This is a genomic window from Shinella sp. M31 (assembly GCF_049199205.1).
Taxonomy (GTDB): Bacteria; Pseudomonadota; Alphaproteobacteria; order Rhizobiales; family Rhizobiaceae; genus Shinella.
Genome location: NZ_JBLZPH010000064.1, coordinates 24,119 through 42,786, shown reverse-complemented (window position 1 = coordinate 42,786; position 18,668 = coordinate 24,119). Strand labels below are relative to the sequence as shown.

The window sequence follows — 18,668 nt, the reverse complement described above, 5'->3', positions numbered from 1 at the left end:
CGGTCGCCGCTGCCAGCCGCATGCAGATATTGGTGCGGCTCGCATCCACCGCATGCAGCACGATGGGCTCATGCGCCTGCGCGGACGGCAGGTCATGCAGCGGAACGATGTCCTTTCTGCGGAACACGACTTTCTCGCCGCGGACTTCGTCCATCTCGCGCTGGTTTCCTTTCCTCAAACCGCGACGTTATCCCCACGGAATCGCCGCGCATCGCCCTGTCGTCGCTGGACGATTCTGTCAGCCACTATATATGCGGGAGGCCGGCTGCTTGACTCAAAAAGCCGGCCAAAGAAAGGAAATCCCATGGCAGAACTGGTACCGGGCGCCGAAGCGCCGGATTTCACCCTTCCGCGCGATGGCGGCGGCACGCTTTCGCTCTCGAGTTTCAGGGGAAAACCCGTCGTGCTGTTCTTCTATCCGAAGGACGACACCGAGGCCTGCACGCTGGAAGCCAAGGATTTCACCGCCGCGAAACCGGATTTCGACGCGGCCGGCGTCGCCCTCATCGGCCTCTCGCCCGATCCGGTGAAGAAGCACGACAAATTCGTCAAGAAATATGAGCTCGGCGTACCGCTCGCCTCGGATGAAAGCCTCGAGACGCTCGAAGCCTATGACGTGTGGAAAGAAAAGAGCATGTATGGCCGCACCTATATGGGTGTCGAGCGAACGACGGTTCTCATCGATGCCGCGGGCAAGATCGTCGAAGTCTGGCCGAAGGTGAAGGTCAAGGGGCATGTCGAGGCCGTTCTCGACGCGGCCAAGAAACTCTCGTTGTCCGGCAAGGTCTGAGGTGGCCGATCTTCCCCCTATCGAAAGCCTTCGCGGCGGCGCCACCATGGCCATCGCCACGGCCGATCTCGATCTCAAGGCCGATCTGACGCAGGAGACGGCGCGGCGCTGGTTCGCCCGCACGCTGTCCATGCGATCGCCGCGAGACCCCGCCCTTCCGGTGCGGCCCGGCCGGCCGGAGAAACCCGAGCTCATTCCGCCCAAACATATGGAAAAGCGCTCGCTGCACACGCAAAAGGGCCGCATCGCGCTGCTCCATGCGCTCGCCCATATCGAACTCAATGCGGTGGACCTTGCGCTCGATATCGTTGCACGCTTCACCACGGAGCGCGTACCGCATTCCTTCTTCGACGGCTGGATGCAGGTGGCCTTCGAGGAGGCGAAACATTTCCGGCTCATCCGCGACCGGTTACGCGAACTCGGCGCCGAATACGGCGACCTGCCGGCGCATGACGGCCTGTGGCAGGCTGCCCATGACACGCGCAACGACCTCACCGCCCGCCTCGCCGTCGTGCCGCTGATCCTGGAGGCGCGCGGCCTCGACGTGACGCCGACGCTGCAGATGAAGATGCGCGAGACCGGCGACCATGCCAGCGCCGATATCCTCGACATCATCTACAATGACGAGAAGGGCCATGTGGCGGTCGGCGCGAAATGGTTCCGCTTCCTGTGCGCGCGTGAAAAGAAAGACCCGTCCGCGACGTTCAAGGCGCTGGTGCGCAGCAATTTCCGCGGGCCGCTGAAGCCGCCGTTCAATGATGTCGCCCGCGCGGAAGCTGGCCTTACGCCATCGTTCTACCGCTCGCTCGTTTCCGTCAGCCAGAGCTAATATTTCACGGCAAAAACACGCCGGCGAAAGTCTTTATTAACCCTAACAATGTGTAATTCCCGCACGAGACCAAAGGAATCGGTCAGGGAGTTTATGGTGGCGGAGCGTCCTGAAAACCGCGTATTCGGAAAGCGCGCTAAGCAGCATGTCGTGATATTGGCAAGCGGCGACAAGATCCGCCATATGACGATCCGTCCCTGGATGGCGGCAGCCACCTTCTGCTTTGCCGGCATGTTCACGGTCGGCTATCTTGCCGCTACCTCCTATCTCGTGCTGCGCGACGACCTGATCGGCGCGACGATGGCGCGCCAGGCGCGCATGCAGCACGACTATGAAGACCGCATCTCCGCCCTTCGCGCCCAGGTCGATCGCGTCACCAGCCGCCAGCTTCTCGACCAGCAGGTCGTGGAAGAAAAGGTCGAGAAACTGATGCAGCAGCAATTGGCGCTGTCCGAGCGGCACGGCAAGCTCGACGCCCTGCTTAACCGCGCCGAGACCGGCAGCGTGTCCGGCAACGTGCCGCTGCCCGATGAAAAACCCATAACGGACGGCCGCCGCGCCGATGCCTCCGGCGCAATCGATGCCATCATGGGCTCGACCGGCGGGGCGTCGCAAAAATCATCCACGCTCGCCTATGCGGCGACGGGCGAATCGGTTGCCGACCGGGCCGACCGGCTGTTCTCCCGCGTGACGCTCTCCCTTAAGGATCTCGAGCATGAGCAGATCGGCCGCATCCAGTCGCTGACGGCAGGCGCGTCCGAGACGGCAAATGCCATCCAGACGATCCTCCAGCGCAGTGGTTTCGAGGTCGCGGAAACGGCCGGAGGCGATGCCGAGACCGGTATCGGTGGCCCCTTCGTCGAGCCGGAAACCTTCACCGATCCTTTCGAGGCGTCGATCAACGACCTCGATGACGCGCTGGATCGCCTTGACAGCGCGCGCCGCACGGCCCGCAAACTGCCCTTCGGCAACCCCTCGCCCGGCGCCGGCATCACCAGCCGTTTCGGCAACCGCACCGACCCCTTCCTCGGCCGCCTGGCCCTGCATGCCGGTATCGATTTCCGCGTCAGCACGGGCAGCGAAGTCCACTCCACCGGGGCTGGCACGGTCGTCGTTGCCGGCCGCAATGGCGGTTACGGCAACATGGTCGAGATCGACCACGGCAACGGGCTGACCACCCGCTACGCCCATCTGTCGCGCGTGCTCGTCAAGGTCGGAGACCATGTCGAAGCCGCCGACGCCGTCGGCCTCTCGGGTACGACAGGCCGTTCCACTGGCCCCCACCTGCATTACGAAGTCCGCCGCGACGGCAAGGCGATCGACCCCATGCGCTTCCTGACGGCCGGCATGAAACTGACCACTTATATGAATTGACGGAACGCAAGGCGAAGCCCCTTCGAAAGCCGAAAGCGAGGGCCAGAGGCTTCAAATTGCTTGCGGATTTACCAAATTCGCTGATTTCCTTGACTTTCCGGCGCTTTGGGCCTAAGTGCGCTGCATCCTAGCGGCGATGTGCCCGCTGCAACCCATTGCGTTCGCAAGAACCGGAACGGAAACCTTTTTCCTTTGACCACTTTTGCTGATCTTGGCCTGAGCCAGAAAGTCCTGTCCGCCGTTACAGATTCGGGCTACACGATCCCGACCCCGATCCAGGCTGGTGCCATCCCGCCGGCACTCGCGCGGCGCGACATTCTCGGCATTGCCCAGACGGGCACCGGCAAGACCGCCTCCTTCGTCCTTCCGATGCTAACGCTGCTCGAAAAGGGCCGCGCCCGTGCCCGCATGCCGCGCACGCTGATCCTCGAGCCGACGCGCGAACTCGCAGCCCAGGTCGCCGAGAACTTCGAGAAATACGGCAAGAATCACAAGCTGAACGTCGCGCTGCTCATCGGCGGCGTCTCCTTCGACGAGCAGGACCGCAAGCTGGAGCGCGGCGCAGACGTTCTCATCTGCACCCCCGGCCGCCTGCTCGACCATTGCGAGCGCGGCAAGCTGCTGATGACCGGCGTCGAGATCCTCGTCATCGACGAAGCCGACCGTATGCTCGACATGGGCTTCATTCCCGATATCGAGCGCATTGCCAAGCTTATCCCCTTCACGCGCCAGACCCTGTTCTTCTCGGCCACCATGCCGCCGGAAATCCAGAAGCTGGCCGACCGCTTCCTGCAGAACCCGGAGCGGATCGAAGTGGCGCCCCCCTCCTCCACGGCCAAGACCGTGACGCAGCGCTTCGTCGCCACCCACAGCAAGGATTACGAGAAGCGCGCCACGCTGCGCGATCTCATCCGCGCGCAGGACGATCTGAAGAACGCAATCATCTTCTGCAACCGCAAGGTCGATGTCGCCGATCTCTTCCGCTCGCTCGACCGCCACGGCTTCTCCGTCGGCGCGCTGCATGGTGACATGGACCAGCGCTCCCGCACGACGATGCTGGCCAACTTCAAGGAAAACAAGCTCACGCTTCTCGTGGCCTCCGACGTCGCCGCGCGCGGCCTCGATATCCCCGACGTGAGCCATGTCTTCAACTTCGACGTCCCGATCCACGCCGAGGACTATGTCCACCGCATTGGCCGCACCGGCCGTGCCGGCCGTTCGGGCGCCGCCTTCACCCTCGTCTCCAAGCGCGACGGAAAGTTCGTCGATGCCATCGAAAAGCTGATCGACCAGAAGGTCGAATGGCTGAACGGCGGCATTGAGGACCTGCCGGCGGCGGCCGAGAGCGAGGATCGCGAACGGCCCCGCAACGGGCGCGATCGCGGTGGTCGTGACCGCGACCGTGATCGTTCCCGTGGACGCAGCAAGGGTGAAGCCCGCGTTCCGGAACCCCGCATCGAGACCGTTGAGACCGTAGAAAAGGTGGAAGAAGTCGTGAAAGCTGAACGCAAGTCGGAAGGGCGGCCGCAGAACAATCCCGCTCGCAACCCGCGGGCCGCAAACCATGCTGCCCCGCGCCCGGCCAACGACGACAGCCGTGACCGCCGCAACCGCTACCGCCGCGATGACGACGACGGTCCGACGCCGCTCGGCTTCGGCGACGACGTTCCGGCCTTCATGCTGATCGCCGGCAAGGCCTGATCCGAGCGAATGCCACTTCCCGGCATCGATGTGCCAGGCCTCGGATGCGGCCTGGCCGTTTTGCGTGAGGGCAGGCTCCTGCTCTACCGGCGCCTGCGCGCGCCGGAGGCCGGCACGTGGAATATCGTCGGCGGCAAGGTCGATCATATGGAACGGGCAATGGACGCGGCACGCCGCGAGGCCGAGGAAGAATCCGGCCTGACCGTCGGCGCCGCCGATTTCCTCTGCATTTCCGAACAGATCATCGCCGAGGAGCGCCAGCACTGGCTGTCGCTCATCTATGTCTGCGAGGATTTTTCCGGCGAGGCACGTGTCGTGGAGCCGGAAAAACTGCCGGAATTCGGCTGGTTCCTGCTCGATGCCCTGCCCGCGCCGCTATCGCGCTTTGCCGCGGATGCCGTCGCGGCGCTGCGTGCCCGCCAGGTTTAGAATCGAGCGGTTGCGCCGAAGATGAAGGTGCGGCCGCGGCCGTTCTTGATGCCGTTGTAATTGTCCATCAGGCCGGAATTCGCCTTCATATAGTCTTTGTTGAAGACGTTCTCGACATTGACGAACACTTTTGCGTTCTCGTTGATCTGCCAGGAGGCGTTGGCATCGAACAGCGTGTAGCTCGGCAGGTTGTAGGCCATGGCGTCGTTGATATAGGCCTGCTTGCTCTTGCCGGTGTAGCGCATGCGGCCGCCGACCGTCAGCGCCTCGTCGAAGAAACGCATGCCGACGTCGAGCGTCGCGAAATCGTCCGGCAGCTTTCCGACATCGCCGACGCCGGCGGCAATGCCCTCCGGCTGGGCGGTATCGGCAATCGTCACCGAGAAGCCGGCGAAATAGCGGCCCGCATCATAGCCGCCCTCGATTTCCACACCCTTCATGATCGTCGTGCCCTCGACATTGACCCAGCGCATCGTGCCGTCGGTGTCGAGGTCGAAGGTGATGTAGTCGCGGATGCGGTTGTGGAAATAGCCGAGCTTTAGCCAGCCCTCGTCGCCGCTTGTCAGAAGGTCGCTGCCCTTGAGATTGACGCCGAGATCGATGCCACGGCTCTTTTCCGGCAGCAGGTTCGGATTGTTGTTGATCGGATCGGACGAGCCGTCGAAGCTGTGGCCGCCGGGATAGAAGACCTCGGATGCCGTCGGCGGGCGCGAGGTGTGGGCATAGGTGATGTAAGGCTGCAGCCAGTCGAACGGGCGTGCCGCAAGCGTGATCTTCGGATTGAGGTCGCTGCCCGAACGCGACAACGTGTCGATCGGGCACGGCTCCCCTCCCGCCGGGCAACCGTTGCTTCCCGGCGCATGGTAGCCGGTGATGCCGTCGAGCGACCAGTAATCATAGCGCAGGCCTCCGGTCACGTCGAAGATGCCACGGCTGATGGTGGCTTCCGCGAACGTGCCCGCCTTGACCAGCGTCCCGTCCGGGTTCGCACCGCGCTTGGCGTTCCCCTCGTAGCGGTCGCGGCTGTAGGCAGCGCCGTAGTAGAGTTTCAGCTCGGTCTCGTCATCGAGATCGAAACGCATGCGGTTGGAAATGTCGAAGCCGGTCGATGTGTTGGTGCCCTTACGGCCGTCGAATGAACTGACATTGCCGTTGGTGCCGTCGAATTCCATGTCCGTGATGTTGAGATAGGCATTGGCGTGCAGATCGAAGAGATCGTCGCCGGGCGTATAGGAATATTTCGCCGTGTAGGTCTGGTTGTTAACGATCCAGTTATAGCCGGACGTGCCCGGCAGAAACTCGTTGCCGTACCAGATGCCGCCGAGTTGCAGCTTGTGATCGGAATTCGGCGCCAGGTTCACCTTGAAGAGGCCGGATTTCGGGTGCTGGTCGCCGCCGAAGGGATAGATGATGCCGGCGCCGTTTTCGTATGGGCTCTTCCTGGTGTCGCTGATCGCGCCGACGACGCTCATCTCGCCTTCGCCGAGCTCCGTACGGGCCGCACCGGTGAGAAGCCGCGAATAGTCGAAACCGTTGGTGCCGGCGCGCACGCTCGACATCACGCCGACATCCTTGCCGGGCAGCAGCACGTCATCCACATCGAGCGTACGGAAATTGGCGGATCCCGACAGCGTGCCCATGCCCTCGGCGCCGGGCACCGCACCACGCGTGACATCGACGCCGACAAGCATGTTCTGCTCGACATAGAGCAGCGTGTCGAACGTACCGCCGTGACCGGAGAGATTGCTGAAGGTCTGCGGAACGCCGTCGATCATGCTGTTGACGCGGCCATTGCCCTGCATGCCGCGAATGTTGACGGTGATGCCAGGCTGGTCAGCCGGCTCACGGGTAAAGGTGCCCGGCGTCGAGCGCAGCACCTGCATAGCATCACCGGCATATTGCTCCTGCACCTTGATGCGATCCGATTTGGAAACGGCCGCTGGGATATCGACGATCCCGTCGCCGTTGCTGTCGCCCTCGACGTTGATCTGCTGCAATACCGTCGTTTCGGCATCCTGCGCATGGGCCGGATCAATGGCCAGAAGCGCAAGCGTCATGGCCGTGCCCGCCAGAAGCGTCGACGCGTGAAAACGATTATAGTGCATGGAACCCTCACCGGACTGCGTGCCGCGCAAGCGCACGGTATCTCCGGTATGGGACAAGATGACAAATAGAGTCAAGTTTAATTGCGACGAAATCCCGGCGCTTATTTTGCCCTGAGCGCTGCTTCGTAGGCACGGCGCACCCAGACGGCCATCTCGTCCGGATCGTCGAATGCTGCGTCGGGAATGGACCAGTAGGGCATTTTCACCGGCTTGCCGCTCTGCTTGCCGTCATAGGCCCATTGCCGGCTGCCGGCGGCCTCGAAGTCCGGCGCACTCCGGGCGTCGGCCTTGAGCAGGATTTCGCCCTGCACCTCCAGCGCGAGGATACGGCCTTCATGATAAATACCCTTACCGCCGAACATGCGCTTGATCATCACCGGCCCCAGCGCCTGAAACATCTCCTCGATGGCCTCGCGATCCATATGCTACCCCTTCAGAATGCCGCCTGCGGCAAGCACCGCCTCCGGCGTATCGACATCGACATGCGCCGCCGCGCCAATTTCGACATCCACGATGTCGAGCCCCGTGCTTTCGACGATATGCCGCGCGCCGACATCGCCTTCAAGCTGGAGGATTTCGGAAAATGTCGCGCGCGGCAGGATGACGGGATTGCCGCGCTTGCCGCCCGAGACCGCGCGCACCACAGCCTGCCCGCCCGAAGCCGCAAAGACATCCAGCAGCTGGCGCACATCTGCGCCCGTGACATGCGGCATGTCGGCGAGCATGACCGCGACGCCGTCGCAACCCGGCCCGAGCGCCGAGACCCCTGCCCGGAGCGAAGTCGACATGCCCTGCGCGTGGTCGGGATTTCGGATGATATCCACCTTCAGCCCGGCCAGCTGCGCCTCGATCTCCTCGGCCCGGTGCCCCGTTACGACCAGAACGCGTGCCGGCCCGGCGGCAAGGGCCGCTTCCACCGAACGCCGCACCAGCGCCTCACCGTCGAAGGCCGCGAGCAGCTTGTGGCTGCCGTTCATGCGGCTGGCGCGGCCGGCGGCCAGCACCAGCGCAGCAACGGAAAGCGGCCGCTCGGGTGGACGCAGATCGCGCGGCTGCGGCCGGCTCGGAATTTCCGTCAACAAACCGCCGACCCCCATGCCGGTAATCTCCTCTGATCCCGGATTTTCGCCGGCGAAGATGCGGGCGAGAACCCAGTCGAAACCGTTTTCCTTGGGGCTGCGCGCGCAACCCGGCGCTCCGATCACCGGCACCGTGCCGATACGGCCGAGAACCAGCAGGTTGCCCGGATCGACCGGCATGCCGACATGCTCGACCACCCCGCCCGCCGCACGGATGGCGGCGGGAATGACATCGTTGACATCCGTCACCGCGGAGGCGCCGAACACCAGGACGAGGTCGTTGACCTGCGCCGCGTCCGTGATGGCCGTCGCCAGCTCCGGCGCCCGATGCGGCACGCGCACCTCATTCGTTAGCCGGCTACCGGAGGGCCGCAGCCGCTGTTCCACGAGCCGGCGGGTCTTGTCCATGACCGATGGCTTGAGCGTCGGCAGCTCCGTGGCGACGAGCCCGACGCGATAGGACGCGAAGGGCTTGACCTCCAGCGCCCGGCTCGACGCCATCACCTCGGCCGCCTTGCGCACCAGGCTGGCGGAGACGGCGAGCGGGATGATCTTGATCGTCGCCACCATGTCGCCGGCATTCACGCTCGCATGGTCCGGCAAGGTGGCGATGGTGATCGCCGGGTCCACCCGATTGAAGCGATCGATGGCCGCCCGGTCGGCGACGAAAAGCCCGTTCACCGTCGCATGCAGGTTGATGCGCCCCGTTGCGGATGGTGTGAACCGCAGATGATCCGGCGGAATGGCCGTCGCGATCAGCGACGCCGCCGCGTCTTCATCGATATCGTCAGGCTCCAACCGTACGGCGATGACGCTGGCGACGCCCTCGGCAATGAGCGCTTCGCGATCCTCTGTCGTTACCACATGGCCCTTGTGCAGCGACAGGCCAGCCGTGCGCACGCCATGCGCCAGCCGCGCGCCGACCGCATCGGCAACCGGGATTTCACCGAAGATCATGGTGCACCACCGCGCAGGGACCGGCGGCGCAGATGCGCGACGACATCGGCGAGGATCGCAACGGCAATCTCGGCCGGGCTTGCGGCGCCGATGTCGAGGCCGATGGGCGCGGAAATTCTCGCAATGTCCGCTTCATCGTGCCCAAGCGCCAACAGCCGCTCGACACGCTTGGCATGGGTCTTCCGGCTTCCCAGCGCGCCGACATAGAAACAGCCCGCCCTCAGCGCCTGCGATAGCGGAAAATCGTCGATCTTCGGATCATGCGTCACTGCGACGAGCGCCGTATAGGCATCGAGCGGGCGCGTCTTCAAAACATCCTCAGGCCAGTCAGCAACAAGGTCGATGCCGGCAAAACGCTCTTCCGTGGCGAAGGCGGTGCGTGGGTCGATGATCGTGACGTCGAAGCCGGCGATCTCGGCCATCCTGGCCAGCGCCTGGCTGATATGCACCGCGCCGATGATGACGATGCGGGCGGGCGGCAGGTGGACATTGAGGAAGAATTGTCGTTCCTCCGCCTCCACCAGCCCGGATTTTCCAGAGCGAAACGCGCCGGCAATCGCCTCGCCGAGCGGCCCGGCCACCGGATCGCCCTCGCGGATCACCCGGTCGCGGCCGTCACCGAGATCGGTAAGGTGAAGCACTGCGCGGCGGGCGGCGCGCTCGGTGTTGAGCTTGCGCAGGAGAAACGGATCCATCAGCCGACACGCTCCACATAGACCCGGATGCGCCCGCCGCAAGACAGACCGACACGCCAGGCCGTCTCGTCGGCCACGCCGAATTCCAGCATGCGCGGCTCGCCGTCGCCGATCACCTCCATCGCCTCGCCGATCACGGCCCCCTCCACGCAGCCGCCGGAGACGGAGCCGTGGAAATTGCCGTCACCATCGATGACCAGATGGCTGCCGACCGGTCGCGGCGCGGAGCCCCAGGTCTCCACGACGGTGGCGAGCGCCACCATGCGCCCGTCGTCCATCCAGCGTTCGGCGATGGTCAGCGGATCGAGCGTTTCGTTTGCGTCCATTCCATCCTCCTCACGCATCCGGCATAAAACGCCGGGGATCACCTGCACCGCGCGGCGCGGCACCGGACAGTGCCGCCACCAGATCGGCCATGGCATTGAGATTGTGCACCGGCCGAAGCTCGTCGACATGCGGCAGCATGGCTCTGACCCCGCGCGCCCGCGCCTCGAACCCCTCGAAACGCAGCAGCGGATTGAGCCAGACCAGCCGCCGGCAGGAGCGATGCAGCCGGTCCATCTCCTTTTCGAGGAGATCGATGCCGTCGCGCTCCAGCCCGTCGGTGATGATGAGCACCACGGCACCCTGCCCCAGCACGCGGCGCGACCAGAGCCGGTTGAATTCCTTCAGCGTCTCGCCGATGCGCGTGCCGCCCGACCAGTCGCTGACCGTCTGGCTGCAAGCCTCGACCGCACTATCGGGATCGCGATTGCGCATCGGCCGCGTGACATTCGTCAGCCGCGTGCCGAACAGGAAGGCATGCACCCTTCGCCGGCTTTCGCCGAGGGCATGCAGGAAATGCAGGAAGATGCGGGTGTATTGGCTCATCGAGCCGGAGATATCGGCGAGCACGACGAGCGGCGGATGCACAGTCCTGTGCTCCCGGTGACGCGGCAAGATCAGGGTGCCACCGGTCCGCATGGCATGGCGCATCGTGGCCCGCGCATCGATCGCGACCGGCCGCGTTGACGAACGAAAACGGCGCGTGCGCACCGCGTCCATCGGCAGGACGAGGCGGGAAATCGCCAGCTTGGCGGCGGCAAGCTCGGCGGCGGACATCTGGGCGAAATCGGTCCGGCGCAGCACCTCGCTGCCTGAAGCGGTCAGGCGCGAGTCGATCTCGATATCCGGCTCGTCGCGCGGGCGCTTCTCGTTTTCGCGCCCGCCGAACAGCGCGTCGGAAACGCGGGTTTCGCCCGCCTTGCGCTTTTCCCGCTCTTCGTGCCGCGTCACGACCGGCGACATCAGCGCGATCATCTTTCCCACGAGATCGCGCGAGCGCCAGAACAGGCGGAAGGCCTCGTCGAAAACGGCGTCGTCCTCATGGCGCTTGACGAGCGTCGCATGCAGCGCCGTATAGAACTCCTCGCGCTCCCCGATGCCGATCGCCTGCACCGCCTCGATGGCATCCGTCACGGCCGCAGGACCAAGCCGCAGCCCGGCCTTGCGCAGCACGCGGGCGAAGAACACGATATTGTCGGCGAGCCGGCCGTCCGCGTTGGTGCTCAGAACCTGGTTTTCCGCCCTTGCCGCCATCGCTCAGCCCGTCGCCGCCAACCCGGCCTTGACGTCGTCGAGCAGCTTGCGCCCTTCGGCACCATCGATGCGCGCAATATCGTCCTGATATTTGAGCAGCGTGCCGAGCGTGTCGGACACCGTTTCGGGATCGAGCGCCACGCGGTCGAGCTCGGTGAGCGCCGTCGCCCAGTCGATGGTTTCGGCAACGCCGGGGTTCTTGAAGAGATCGAGCGCGCGCAGTTTCTGCACATAGGCGACGACCTGCCGGGACAGGGTTTCGCCACAGCCCGGCACCTTGCGGCGGATGATCTCCAGCTCCTGCGCGGCTTGCGGGTAATCCACCCAATGGTAGAGGCAGCGCCGCTTCAGGGCATCATGCACCTCGCGGGTGCGGTTCGTCGTAATGATGACGATGGGCGGCTCGGCGGCACGGATCGTGCCGAGCTCAGGCACCGTCACCTGGAAATCCGAGAGCACTTCCAAGAGAAAAGCCTCGAAGGCCTCATCGGTGCGGTCCAATTCGTCGATAAGGAAGATCGGCGCCCGGCCGTCCGGCGAGGACAAGGCTTGCAGAACAGGGCGGCGGATGAGGTAGCGTTCGGAGAAGATATCGGCCTCGATACGGCCGCGATCCGTGGTGCCGGCGGCTTCGGCAAGGCGGATTTCCAGCATCTGCGCCGGATAGTTCCACTCATAGACGGCCGAGGAAATGTCGAGGCCTTCGTAACATTGCAGGCGGATCAACGGCCGGTCGAGCGCTGCCGACAGCACCTTGGCGATCCCCGTCTTGCCGACGCCCGCTTCGCCCTCGAGGAACAGCGGCCGCTTCATGCGCAGGGATAGAAACAGCACCGTCGCGAGCGAACGCCCGGCAAGATAATTGCCCGAGGCCAGCATTGCGATGGTTTCGTCGATCGATTGCGGGATGTGTCCAGGCTGATAGGGCACGCAACTCCTCCATTCCGGAGGAGGAGACTATAGCGTGTGGTAGCCCCGGTCCATATAGAGAAGCGCCGGTTTGTGCTCGCCGAAGGTGACGCCTTTCACCTCGCCGATCAGCATCATGTGGGTCGCCATCACCTTGAGCTCGATCAGCCGGCAATCGAAGGAAGCGAGCGTGCCCTTCAGCACCGGCGCGCCCGTCACCAGCTCCTCCCATTCGCCCATCGCGAAACGCTCCTCGGCGGACAGCGCCGGGTCGCGGCCGGAAAAGGCATTGGCGAGGTGCATCTGGTCGGCGGCGAGCGTGTTGAGCGCGAAATTGCCGCTTTTCGAGAAGATCGCGTTCTTCGGGTTGGAGGCGTTGACGCAGGCGAGAACCATGGCCGGATTGTCCGAGATCGAGCAGGCGGCCGTGATGGTCACGCCGCGTTTCTCACCCGCATGGGCCGTCGTCACGATCTGCACATGGCCGGCATAGCGGCTCATCGCATCGCGGTAGAGCGACGCATCCAGCATCAATCTGTCCAACACGGCATTCTCCTTCATCGTCAGTGATACATGGCGAAAGTGAAGAAAAATGTAAGCCCCAAGGTCGAATTTTCCTGTCTTGTCAGAGACAAGCGGCAAATCGCATCCATATTTCCCTTTGACCTTGCAGGCCCCGACCGTACAAAGGGCATCATCGCGACCGATGGATTGAGAATGAAGACCGTTTTCCTTGCGAGCCTTATCGGCGGCGCCCTCCTCGCCGCCTCCCCGGCCCCGGCCGCCGGCTTCACCATCGCGGTCGTCGCGCCCGATGCGGGGCCGCTCGCCATTCTCGGCCAGCAGGTGCGCGACGGCGCCCGTTTCGCGGCGGAGGCGAACGGCGATACGATCGTGGAGATCGCCGAGGGATGCGACGAGAAGGATGGCGACGGCGTCGCCAAGGCAATCCTCTCGGCCAATGCCGTCGCGGCGGTCGGCTTTCTGTGTACCGAAGGTCTTTCCGCCGCGCTTCCCGCCCTTTCGGAGGCGAAAGTGCCGGCCATCACGCTCTCCGTGCGTTCGGGCATCCTCATGGAAGATGCGCTGAAGAAGAAATGGCCGCTCTTCCGCCTTGCTCCCGGCCCCAAGGCGGAAGCCGACAAGGCGGTGGAGGTCATCACGCGCGACTGGAAATCCGAGCCTTTCGCGCTGATCGACGATGGCACGATCCACGCCCGCGAACTCGTCGAGGCCATTCGCCTGCGGCTGGAGGATGTCGGCATGAAGGCGGCGTTCGTCGACACCTACCGCCCGGCACAGGAACAGCAGCTCACGCTCGTGCGCCGACTCGCCAAGACCGGCGTCACCCATGTCTTCGTCGGCGGCGACCGGACGGATGCAGCGATCATCGCCCGCGACGCGGCGGTGGAGAAGGCACCACTCGCCTTGCTGGGCGGCGAGGCGCTGGTTGGAGCCGATCCGACCGTGCCGATGACGGACGGTGTGCAGGCCATCGCGCTGCCGGACTATCAAACCCTGCCGGCAGGAGAGCCCGTGGCCAAGGCCATGCTGGCACGCGATATCGTCGCCGAAGGCTATGTGCTTCCCGCCCATGCCGCCGTGACGGCGCTTGCGGCTGCGGCCGCCGAGGGCGGCGATCTCGCCGAAAAACTCGCAGCCGGACGGTTCGACACGGCCATCGGTCCCCTCGCCTTCGGCGCGGATCACGAACTCAGCGCCAATCCCTATCAATTGCTCGTTTGGAAGGACGGCGCTTTCGTCCCCGCCGGCAAGACACCCGAAAGCGAATGACGATGCGGCCGGGCGCAAAAAACCTCATCACTGATGTCGCGGGCCTGAAAGTCGGCAATGCGACGGACCATACCCTGAAATCCGGCGTGACCGTCGTGTTCTGCGAGGAGCCGGCGACGGCCGCCGTTCAGGTGCTGGGCGGTGCGCCCGGCACCCGCGAAACCGATCTCCTCGAGCCGCACAACACCGTGCAGACGGTGGACGCCGTCGTGCTTTCCGGCGGCTCGGCGTTCGGGCTCGATGCGGCGACAGGCGTACAGGCGGGACTGCGTGAGATGGGGCGCGGCTTTGCCGTCGGCCCGCATCGTGTGCCGATCGTTCCGGCCGCCATCCTGTTCGACCTGATGAATGGCGGCGACAAGGACTGGGGGCGGTATTCGCCCTACCGCGAACTCGGTTATGCCGCACTCGAAAATGCAGGCACCGATTTCGAGACAGGCAGCGTCGGCGCCGGCACCGGGGCGCTGACCGCCACCTTCAAGGGCGGCCTCGGCTCGGCTTCGACCGTGCTCACGGAAGGTTTCACCATCGGCGCGCTCGTCGCGGTCAATGCGCTCGGCTCCGCGACCATCGGCGGCACACGGCATTTCTGGGCGGCGCCCTTCGAGGAAGAGGACGAATTCGGAGGGCTTGGCCTCCCCGCCCCCTTTCCGGCCGAAGCCCGCTTTCCGCGCACAAAACTCTCCGCCCGCCCGACCGGTACCGAAAACACCACCATCGCCGTCATCGCCACCGATGCCATGCTGAGCAAGGCGGAGGCGAAGCGCCTTGCCATCGCCGCCCATGACGGTTTTGCCCGCGCGCTCTGGCCGGCGCATACGCCGCTCGACGGCGATCTCGTCTTCGCGCTTGCCACCGGCAAAAGCGGCCGCACGCCGGCACCGGAGGATTTCATCACGCTCTGCGCCGCCGCCGCCTCTACCATGGCGCGCGCCATCGCCCGCGGCGTGCACGATGCGACGCCGATGGAGGGCGATGTGCTGCCAAGCTGGGCGGGGCGGTAAATTCGCCCGTTGTTCCCCCCTGCCGGGGATGATATGGCGACGGCAAAATCCCTGCCCACGGAGCCTGACATGACCCTTCCCATGCGGATCGCCCCTTCCATCCTCGCCGCCGACTACGCCAAGCTCGGCCAGGAAGTGCGAGATGTCGTCGCAGCCGGCGCGGACTGGATTCATCTCGACATCATGGACGGCCATTTCGTGCCGAACATTTCCTTCGGCCCCGATGTCATTAAGTCGCTGCGCCCGCACACCGACGCCTTCTTCGACTGCCACCTGATGATTTCGCCCGCCGATCCCTATCTCGAAGCCTTCGCCAAGGCCGGCTGCGACGGCATTACCGTGCATGCCGAGGCCGGCCCGCATCTCGACCGCTCGCTGCAGGCGATCCGCGCGCTCGGCAAGCGTGCCGGCGTGGCGATCAACCCGGCCACCTCGGAAAGCGTGCTCGACTACCTGCTCGACAAGATCGACCTGATCCTCGTCATGACGGTCAATCCGGGCTTCGGCGGCCAGAAGTTCATCCCGGCCATGCAGGAAAAGCTGCGCCGCGTGAAGAAGATGGTCGGCGACCGGCCAATCGAAATCCAGGTCGACGGCGGCATCGCTGTCGATACGATCGCCCTGCCGGCCGCCTCCGGCGCCAACGTCTTCGTCGCCGGTTCGGCCATCTTCTCGGGCGGTCATGTTGACGCCTATCGCAAAACCATCGACACTCTGCGCAGCAATGCGGAGGGTGCGCGGGCGTGACGATGGTGCGGAAAGCGGCGGCTATCCTGCTCGGCTCCCTGCTGACGGCGGCCACCGCCTCGGCCGGCGATTTCGCGAGTTTCCAGCCGCTCGGCTTTTCGCCGGATGGCAAAGTCTTCGCCTTCGAGGAATTCGGGGTGCAGGACGGTTCCGGCTTTCCCTATTCCACCGTCTATTTCATCGATACCGAGAAGGACGCCTATCTCAAGGGCACGCCGATCCGCGTGCGCATCGACGATGAGGCGGCTGGCCTCGGCAAGGCGCGGGCGGAAAGCCACGACAAGGCGAAGGCGCTGATTGCCGAGCACAAGGTGCTCGACAATGCCGGCGTTCTCGCCGCCTTCAATCCGATGGGCGAAGTCGGCGCCGACCGGAACCGCATCGAGTACCGACCTTACGCGGTCGAGCCGACACCGGGCGGCAGCTATGCGCTGGCGCTCGACGATATCCCGCTGCCGGTGTCGAAAAACTGCGAGGGCATCACGCCCGACGGCGGCAAGGGCTTTCGCCTGAAACTCGTCAAGCGCGACGGCGAAGCGGCCGACACGGTGCTGCACGAGGACACGCGCGTGCCCGACAGCCGCGCCTGCCCGCTCTCCTACCAGATTTCGGGCGCCATGACCTTTCATCCGCTGGCCGCCGAACCTGTCCATGTGGCGCTGGTCCTCGTTCGCAGCTTCGGCTTCGAGGGTGCCGACGGCCGCTGGATCGCCGTGCCCTTCCGGCCCTGACATGGGCGCACCCGTATCCACGACGCCCTTCGGCAGCGCGCGCATACCCGTCTTCCCCTCGCTTGCGCTCTGCCTCGGCGGGGCGGTCGCCTGGGGCCTGCTGATGGTGGCCTGCGCCTTCCTTTCCCTGCATATGGAAGGCCGCGACGCGAATTTTCATCTCGAAAAGCTGCTTCTCATCTATTTCGCGGGTGGGCTTTGCGCCTGGCTGATCGCCTTGCCGATTGCCCGCCTTTTGACGCGCAGCCGCGGCACCGAGACGCGCTTTGCTGCCCATTTCGCCCTGCTCAGCCTCGCGACGGTCGCCCTGACGGCCTTCTGGTTCGCGATGGACTACCGGCTGTTCTATGCGCGCTGGCACCAGCCCTTCGGCACGCGTGTCTGGGTCTATCAGTTCCTCTTCACGTCGGCCGGGGCCACCTACCAGTTCCTCGTCATGGGCCTGCGTCTCTATCTGCCGGTCGGCCTGCCGGTCCTGGCCGGTGCCAGCCTGTGGCTCGCCCGCGCCATGCCCCGTTCCATACCCCTTTCCCGGCATTGACCGCGCCGGCGTTGAGCTTGCCGGCCATCTTTGCTAAAGCGGCGGCAATTCCCACCCTCCCAAGGAAAGTCTAGAACCGATGATCCCTCGCTATTCCCGACCGGACATGGTCGCCATCTGGTCGCCCGAAACGAAGTTCCGCATCTGGTTCGAAATCGAAGCCTATGCCTGCGATGCGCTGGCGGAACTCGGCGTCATCCCGAAATCGGCGGCCGAAACGATCTGGGAAAAGGGTGGCAAGGCGGAATTCGACGTTGCCCGCATCGACGAGATCGAGGCCGTCACCAAGCATGACGTCATCGCCTTCCTGACGCACCTCTCGGAATTCGTCGGCCCCGATAGCCGCTTCGTGCACCAGGGCATGACCTCGTCCGACGTGCTGGACACGACCTTCAACATTCAGCTGGTGCGCGCCGCCGATATCCTGCTGGCGGGCATCGACCGCGTGCTGGCGGCGCTGAAAACCCGCGCCTTCGAGCACAAGGACACGATCCGCATCGGCCGCAGCCACGGCATCCATGCCGAGCCGACGACGATGGGCCTGACGCTCGCCCGCTTCTATGCCGAGATGGACCGCAACCGCGCCCGCCTCATCGCCGCGCGCGCGGAAATCGCGACCGGCGCGATCTCGGGCGCCGTCGGCACCTTCGCCAATATCGATCCGTATGTCGAAGAGCATGTCTGCGCCAAGCTCGGCCTGACGCCCGAGCCCGTCTCCACGCAGGTCATCCCGCGCGACCGCCACGCCATGTTCTTCGCCACGCTCGGCGTCATCGCCTCGTCGATCGAGAACGTCGCGATCGAAATCCGCCACATGCAGCGCACGGAAGTGCTGGAAGCCGAAGAGTTCTTCTCGCCGGGCCAGAAGGGTTCGTCGGCCATGCCGCACAAGCGCAACCCGGTGCTGACCGAAAACCTCACGGGCCTCGCCCGCCTCGTGCGCATGGCCGTGACGCCCGCCATGGAAAACGTGGCACTCTGGCATGAGCGCGACATTTCCCACTCCAGCGTCGAGCGCGGCATTGGCCCGGACACGACCATTACGCTCGATTTCGCGCTGAACCGGCTTGCCGGCGTCATCGAGAAGCTGGTGATCTATCCGGATAACATGCTGAAGAACCTCAACAAGTTCCGCGGCCTCGTTCACTCCCAGCGCGTCCTGCTGGCACTCACGCAAGCCGGCGTGTCGCGCGAGGATTCCTACCGCCTCGTACAGCGCAACGCGATGAAGGTCTGGGAACAGGGCAAGGACTTTCTCGAGGAACTGCTGGCCGACACCGAAGTGCGCGCCGCCCTCACCGAAGAGCAAATCCGCGAAAAGTTCGACTTGGGCTATCACACCAAGCACGTCGACACGATCTTCCGCCGCGTCTTCGGCACGGTCTGATCAGGCTGAATTGTAGCG

The 18,668-nt window shown here is 64.7% G+C and carries 19 protein-coding genes; 11 read left to right on the top strand and 8 right to left on the bottom strand.

The window, feature by feature from the left end; all coding sequences use genetic code 11:
• Window positions 1-304 precede the first annotated feature (304 nt).
• The 5 genes from ACOZKU_RS09645 to ACOZKU_RS09625 all read left to right on the top strand — a co-directional run bounded on the left by ACOZKU_RS09645 (window position 305) and on the right by ACOZKU_RS09625 (window position 5,123).
• Window positions 305-790 (top strand): peroxiredoxin, encoded by a 486-nt coding sequence (locus ACOZKU_RS09645; protein WP_421578679.1) that lies wholly within the window; start codon window positions 305-307, stop codon window positions 788-790.
• Between the two features lie 46 nt (window positions 791-836).
• Window positions 837-1,619: a ferritin-like domain-containing protein gene (locus ACOZKU_RS09640; protein ID WP_421578685.1), complete on the top strand. Its 783-nt coding sequence runs from the start codon at window positions 837-839 to the stop codon at window positions 1,617-1,619.
• A gap of 93 nt (window positions 1,620-1,712) precedes the next feature.
• Window positions 1,713-2,993: a M23 family metallopeptidase gene (locus ACOZKU_RS09635; RefSeq protein ID WP_421578678.1), complete on the top strand. Its 1,281-nt coding sequence runs from the start codon at window positions 1,713-1,715 to the stop codon at window positions 2,991-2,993.
• Window positions 2,994-3,185: 192 nt separating this feature from the next.
• Window positions 3,186-4,694, top strand: coding sequence for a DEAD/DEAH box helicase (locus ACOZKU_RS09630; RefSeq protein ID WP_421578677.1), 1,509 nt, complete (start codon window positions 3,186-3,188; stop codon window positions 4,692-4,694).
• 9 nt (window positions 4,695-4,703) lie between these two features.
• Window positions 4,704-5,123: an NUDIX domain-containing protein gene (locus tag ACOZKU_RS09625; RefSeq protein WP_421578676.1), complete on the top strand. Its 420-nt coding sequence runs from the start codon at window positions 4,704-4,706 to the stop codon at window positions 5,121-5,123.
• On the opposite strand, the gene ACOZKU_RS09620 is transcribed toward ACOZKU_RS09625, so the two are convergent.
• The 8 genes from ACOZKU_RS09620 to ACOZKU_RS09585 form a co-directional block, all read right to left on the bottom strand.
• Window positions 5,120-7,264 carry a TonB-dependent receptor domain-containing protein gene (locus ACOZKU_RS09620; protein ID WP_421578675.1) on the bottom strand — a complete coding sequence of 715 codons (2,145 nt, stop codon included), beginning with the start codon at window positions 7,262-7,264 and terminating at the stop codon, window positions 5,120-5,122. The two genes, ACOZKU_RS09625 and ACOZKU_RS09620, sit on opposite strands and share 4 nt — an antisense overlap.
• A 65-nt stretch (window positions 7,265-7,329) precedes the next feature.
• Window positions 7,330-7,650 (bottom strand): TfoX/Sxy family protein, encoded by a 321-nt coding sequence (locus tag ACOZKU_RS09615; RefSeq protein WP_314093921.1) that lies wholly within the window; start codon window positions 7,648-7,650, stop codon window positions 7,330-7,332.
• A gap of 3 nt (window positions 7,651-7,653) precedes the next feature.
• A complete protein-coding gene (locus ACOZKU_RS09610) occupies window positions 7,654-9,264 on the bottom strand; it encodes an NTP transferase domain-containing protein (RefSeq protein WP_421578674.1) in 1,611 nt (536 codons plus the stop codon).
• Window positions 9,261-9,959 carry an XdhC family protein gene (locus ACOZKU_RS09605; protein WP_421578673.1) on the bottom strand — a complete coding sequence of 233 codons (699 nt, stop codon included), beginning with the start codon at window positions 9,957-9,959 and terminating at the stop codon, window positions 9,261-9,263. The genes ACOZKU_RS09610 and ACOZKU_RS09605 overlap by 4 nt, the downstream gene beginning before the upstream one ends.
• Window positions 9,959-10,285, bottom strand: a complete 327-nt coding sequence (locus ACOZKU_RS09600; RefSeq protein WP_421578672.1) for an XdhC family protein — start codon at window positions 10,283-10,285, stop codon at window positions 9,959-9,961. The genes ACOZKU_RS09605 and ACOZKU_RS09600 overlap by 1 nt, the downstream gene beginning before the upstream one ends.
• A gap of 10 nt (window positions 10,286-10,295) precedes the next feature.
• Window positions 10,296-11,537, bottom strand: coding sequence for a vWA domain-containing protein (locus tag ACOZKU_RS09595; protein ID WP_421578671.1), 1,242 nt, complete (start codon window positions 11,535-11,537; stop codon window positions 10,296-10,298).
• Window positions 11,538-11,540: 3 nt separating this feature from the next.
• Complete coding sequence (locus ACOZKU_RS09590) at window positions 11,541-12,416, bottom strand: AAA family ATPase (protein WP_421578684.1); 876 nt, start codon at window positions 12,414-12,416, stop codon at window positions 11,541-11,543.
• A gap of 78 nt (window positions 12,417-12,494) precedes the next feature.
• Window positions 12,495-13,007: a flavin reductase family protein gene (locus ACOZKU_RS09585; protein WP_421578670.1), complete on the bottom strand. Its 513-nt coding sequence runs from the start codon at window positions 13,005-13,007 to the stop codon at window positions 12,495-12,497.
• A 156-nt stretch (window positions 13,008-13,163) separates the two neighbouring features.
• Between ACOZKU_RS09585 and ACOZKU_RS09580 the strand changes: the two genes are divergently transcribed.
• The 6 genes from ACOZKU_RS09580 to purB all read left to right on the top strand — a co-directional run bounded on the left by ACOZKU_RS09580 (window position 13,164) and on the right by purB (window position 18,650).
• Window positions 13,164-14,240 carry an ABC transporter substrate-binding protein gene (locus tag ACOZKU_RS09580; protein ID WP_421578669.1) on the top strand — a complete coding sequence of 359 codons (1,077 nt, stop codon included), beginning with the start codon at window positions 13,164-13,166 and terminating at the stop codon, window positions 14,238-14,240.
• A gap of 2 nt (window positions 14,241-14,242) precedes the next feature.
• Window positions 14,243-15,244, top strand: coding sequence for a P1 family peptidase (locus ACOZKU_RS09575; RefSeq protein WP_421578683.1), 1,002 nt, complete (start codon window positions 14,243-14,245; stop codon window positions 15,242-15,244).
• A 69-nt stretch (window positions 15,245-15,313) separates the two neighbouring features.
• Window positions 15,314-15,991: a ribulose-phosphate 3-epimerase gene (gene rpe, locus ACOZKU_RS09570; RefSeq protein WP_313528756.1), complete on the top strand. Its 678-nt coding sequence runs from the start codon at window positions 15,314-15,316 to the stop codon at window positions 15,989-15,991.
• A gap of 2 nt (window positions 15,992-15,993) precedes the next feature.
• Window positions 15,994-16,722: a DUF2259 domain-containing protein gene (locus ACOZKU_RS09565; RefSeq protein WP_421578682.1), complete on the top strand. Its 729-nt coding sequence runs from the start codon at window positions 15,994-15,996 to the stop codon at window positions 16,720-16,722.
• 1 nt (window position 16,723) lies between these two features.
• A complete protein-coding gene (locus ACOZKU_RS09560) occupies window positions 16,724-17,263 on the top strand; it encodes a hypothetical protein (protein WP_421578668.1) in 540 nt (179 codons plus the stop codon).
• Window positions 17,264-17,342: 79 nt separating this feature from the next.
• Window positions 17,343-18,650, top strand: coding sequence for an adenylosuccinate lyase (gene purB / locus ACOZKU_RS09555; RefSeq protein WP_421578667.1), 1,308 nt, complete (start codon window positions 17,343-17,345; stop codon window positions 18,648-18,650).
• Window positions 18,651-18,668 lie beyond the last annotated feature (18 nt).

Bases quoted from the DNA above. Each gene is read 5' to 3' on its own strand.
- ACOZKU_RS09560 (WP_421578668.1), top strand. From the start codon at position 16,724: ATGGGCGCACCCGTATCCACGACGCCCTTCGGCAGCGCGCGCATACCC.
- ACOZKU_RS09575 (WP_421578683.1), top strand. From the start codon at position 14,243: ATGCGGCCGGGCGCAAAAAACCTCATCACTGATGTCGCGGGCCTGAAA.
- ACOZKU_RS09600 (WP_421578672.1), bottom strand. From the start codon at position 10,285: ATGGACGCAAACGAAACGCTCGATCCGCTGACCATCGCCGAACGCTGG.
- ACOZKU_RS09625 (WP_421578676.1), top strand. From the start codon at position 4,704: ATGCCACTTCCCGGCATCGATGTGCCAGGCCTCGGATGCGGCCTGGCC.
- rpe (WP_313528756.1), top strand. From the start codon at position 15,314: ATGACCCTTCCCATGCGGATCGCCCCTTCCATCCTCGCCGCCGACTAC.
- ACOZKU_RS09585 (WP_421578670.1), bottom strand. From the start codon at position 13,007: ATGAAGGAGAATGCCGTGTTGGACAGATTGATGCTGGATGCGTCGCTC.
- ACOZKU_RS09565 (WP_421578682.1), top strand. From the start codon at position 15,994: ATGGTGCGGAAAGCGGCGGCTATCCTGCTCGGCTCCCTGCTGACGGCG.
- ACOZKU_RS09605 (WP_421578673.1), bottom strand. From the start codon at position 9,959: ATGGATCCGTTTCTCCTGCGCAAGCTCAACACCGAGCGCGCCGCCCGC.
- ACOZKU_RS09645 (WP_421578679.1), top strand. From the start codon at position 305: ATGGCAGAACTGGTACCGGGCGCCGAAGCGCCGGATTTCACCCTTCCG.
- ACOZKU_RS09590 (WP_421578684.1), bottom strand. From the start codon at position 12,416: ATGCTGGCCTCGGGCAATTATCTTGCCGGGCGTTCGCTCGCGACGGTG.
- ACOZKU_RS09610 (WP_421578674.1), bottom strand. From the start codon at position 9,264: ATGATCTTCGGTGAAATCCCGGTTGCCGATGCGGTCGGCGCGCGGCTG.
- ACOZKU_RS09580 (WP_421578669.1), top strand. From the start codon at position 13,164: ATGAAGACCGTTTTCCTTGCGAGCCTTATCGGCGGCGCCCTCCTCGCC.
- ACOZKU_RS09595 (WP_421578671.1), bottom strand. From the start codon at position 11,537: ATGGCGGCAAGGGCGGAAAACCAGGTTCTGAGCACCAACGCGGACGGC.
- purB (WP_421578667.1), top strand. From the start codon at position 17,343: ATGATCCCTCGCTATTCCCGACCGGACATGGTCGCCATCTGGTCGCCC.
- ACOZKU_RS09635 (WP_421578678.1), top strand. From the start codon at position 1,713: ATGGTGGCGGAGCGTCCTGAAAACCGCGTATTCGGAAAGCGCGCTAAG.
- ACOZKU_RS09615 (WP_314093921.1), bottom strand. From the start codon at position 7,650: ATGGATCGCGAGGCCATCGAGGAGATGTTTCAGGCGCTGGGGCCGGTG.
- ACOZKU_RS09640 (WP_421578685.1), top strand. From the start codon at position 837: ATGGCCATCGCCACGGCCGATCTCGATCTCAAGGCCGATCTGACGCAG.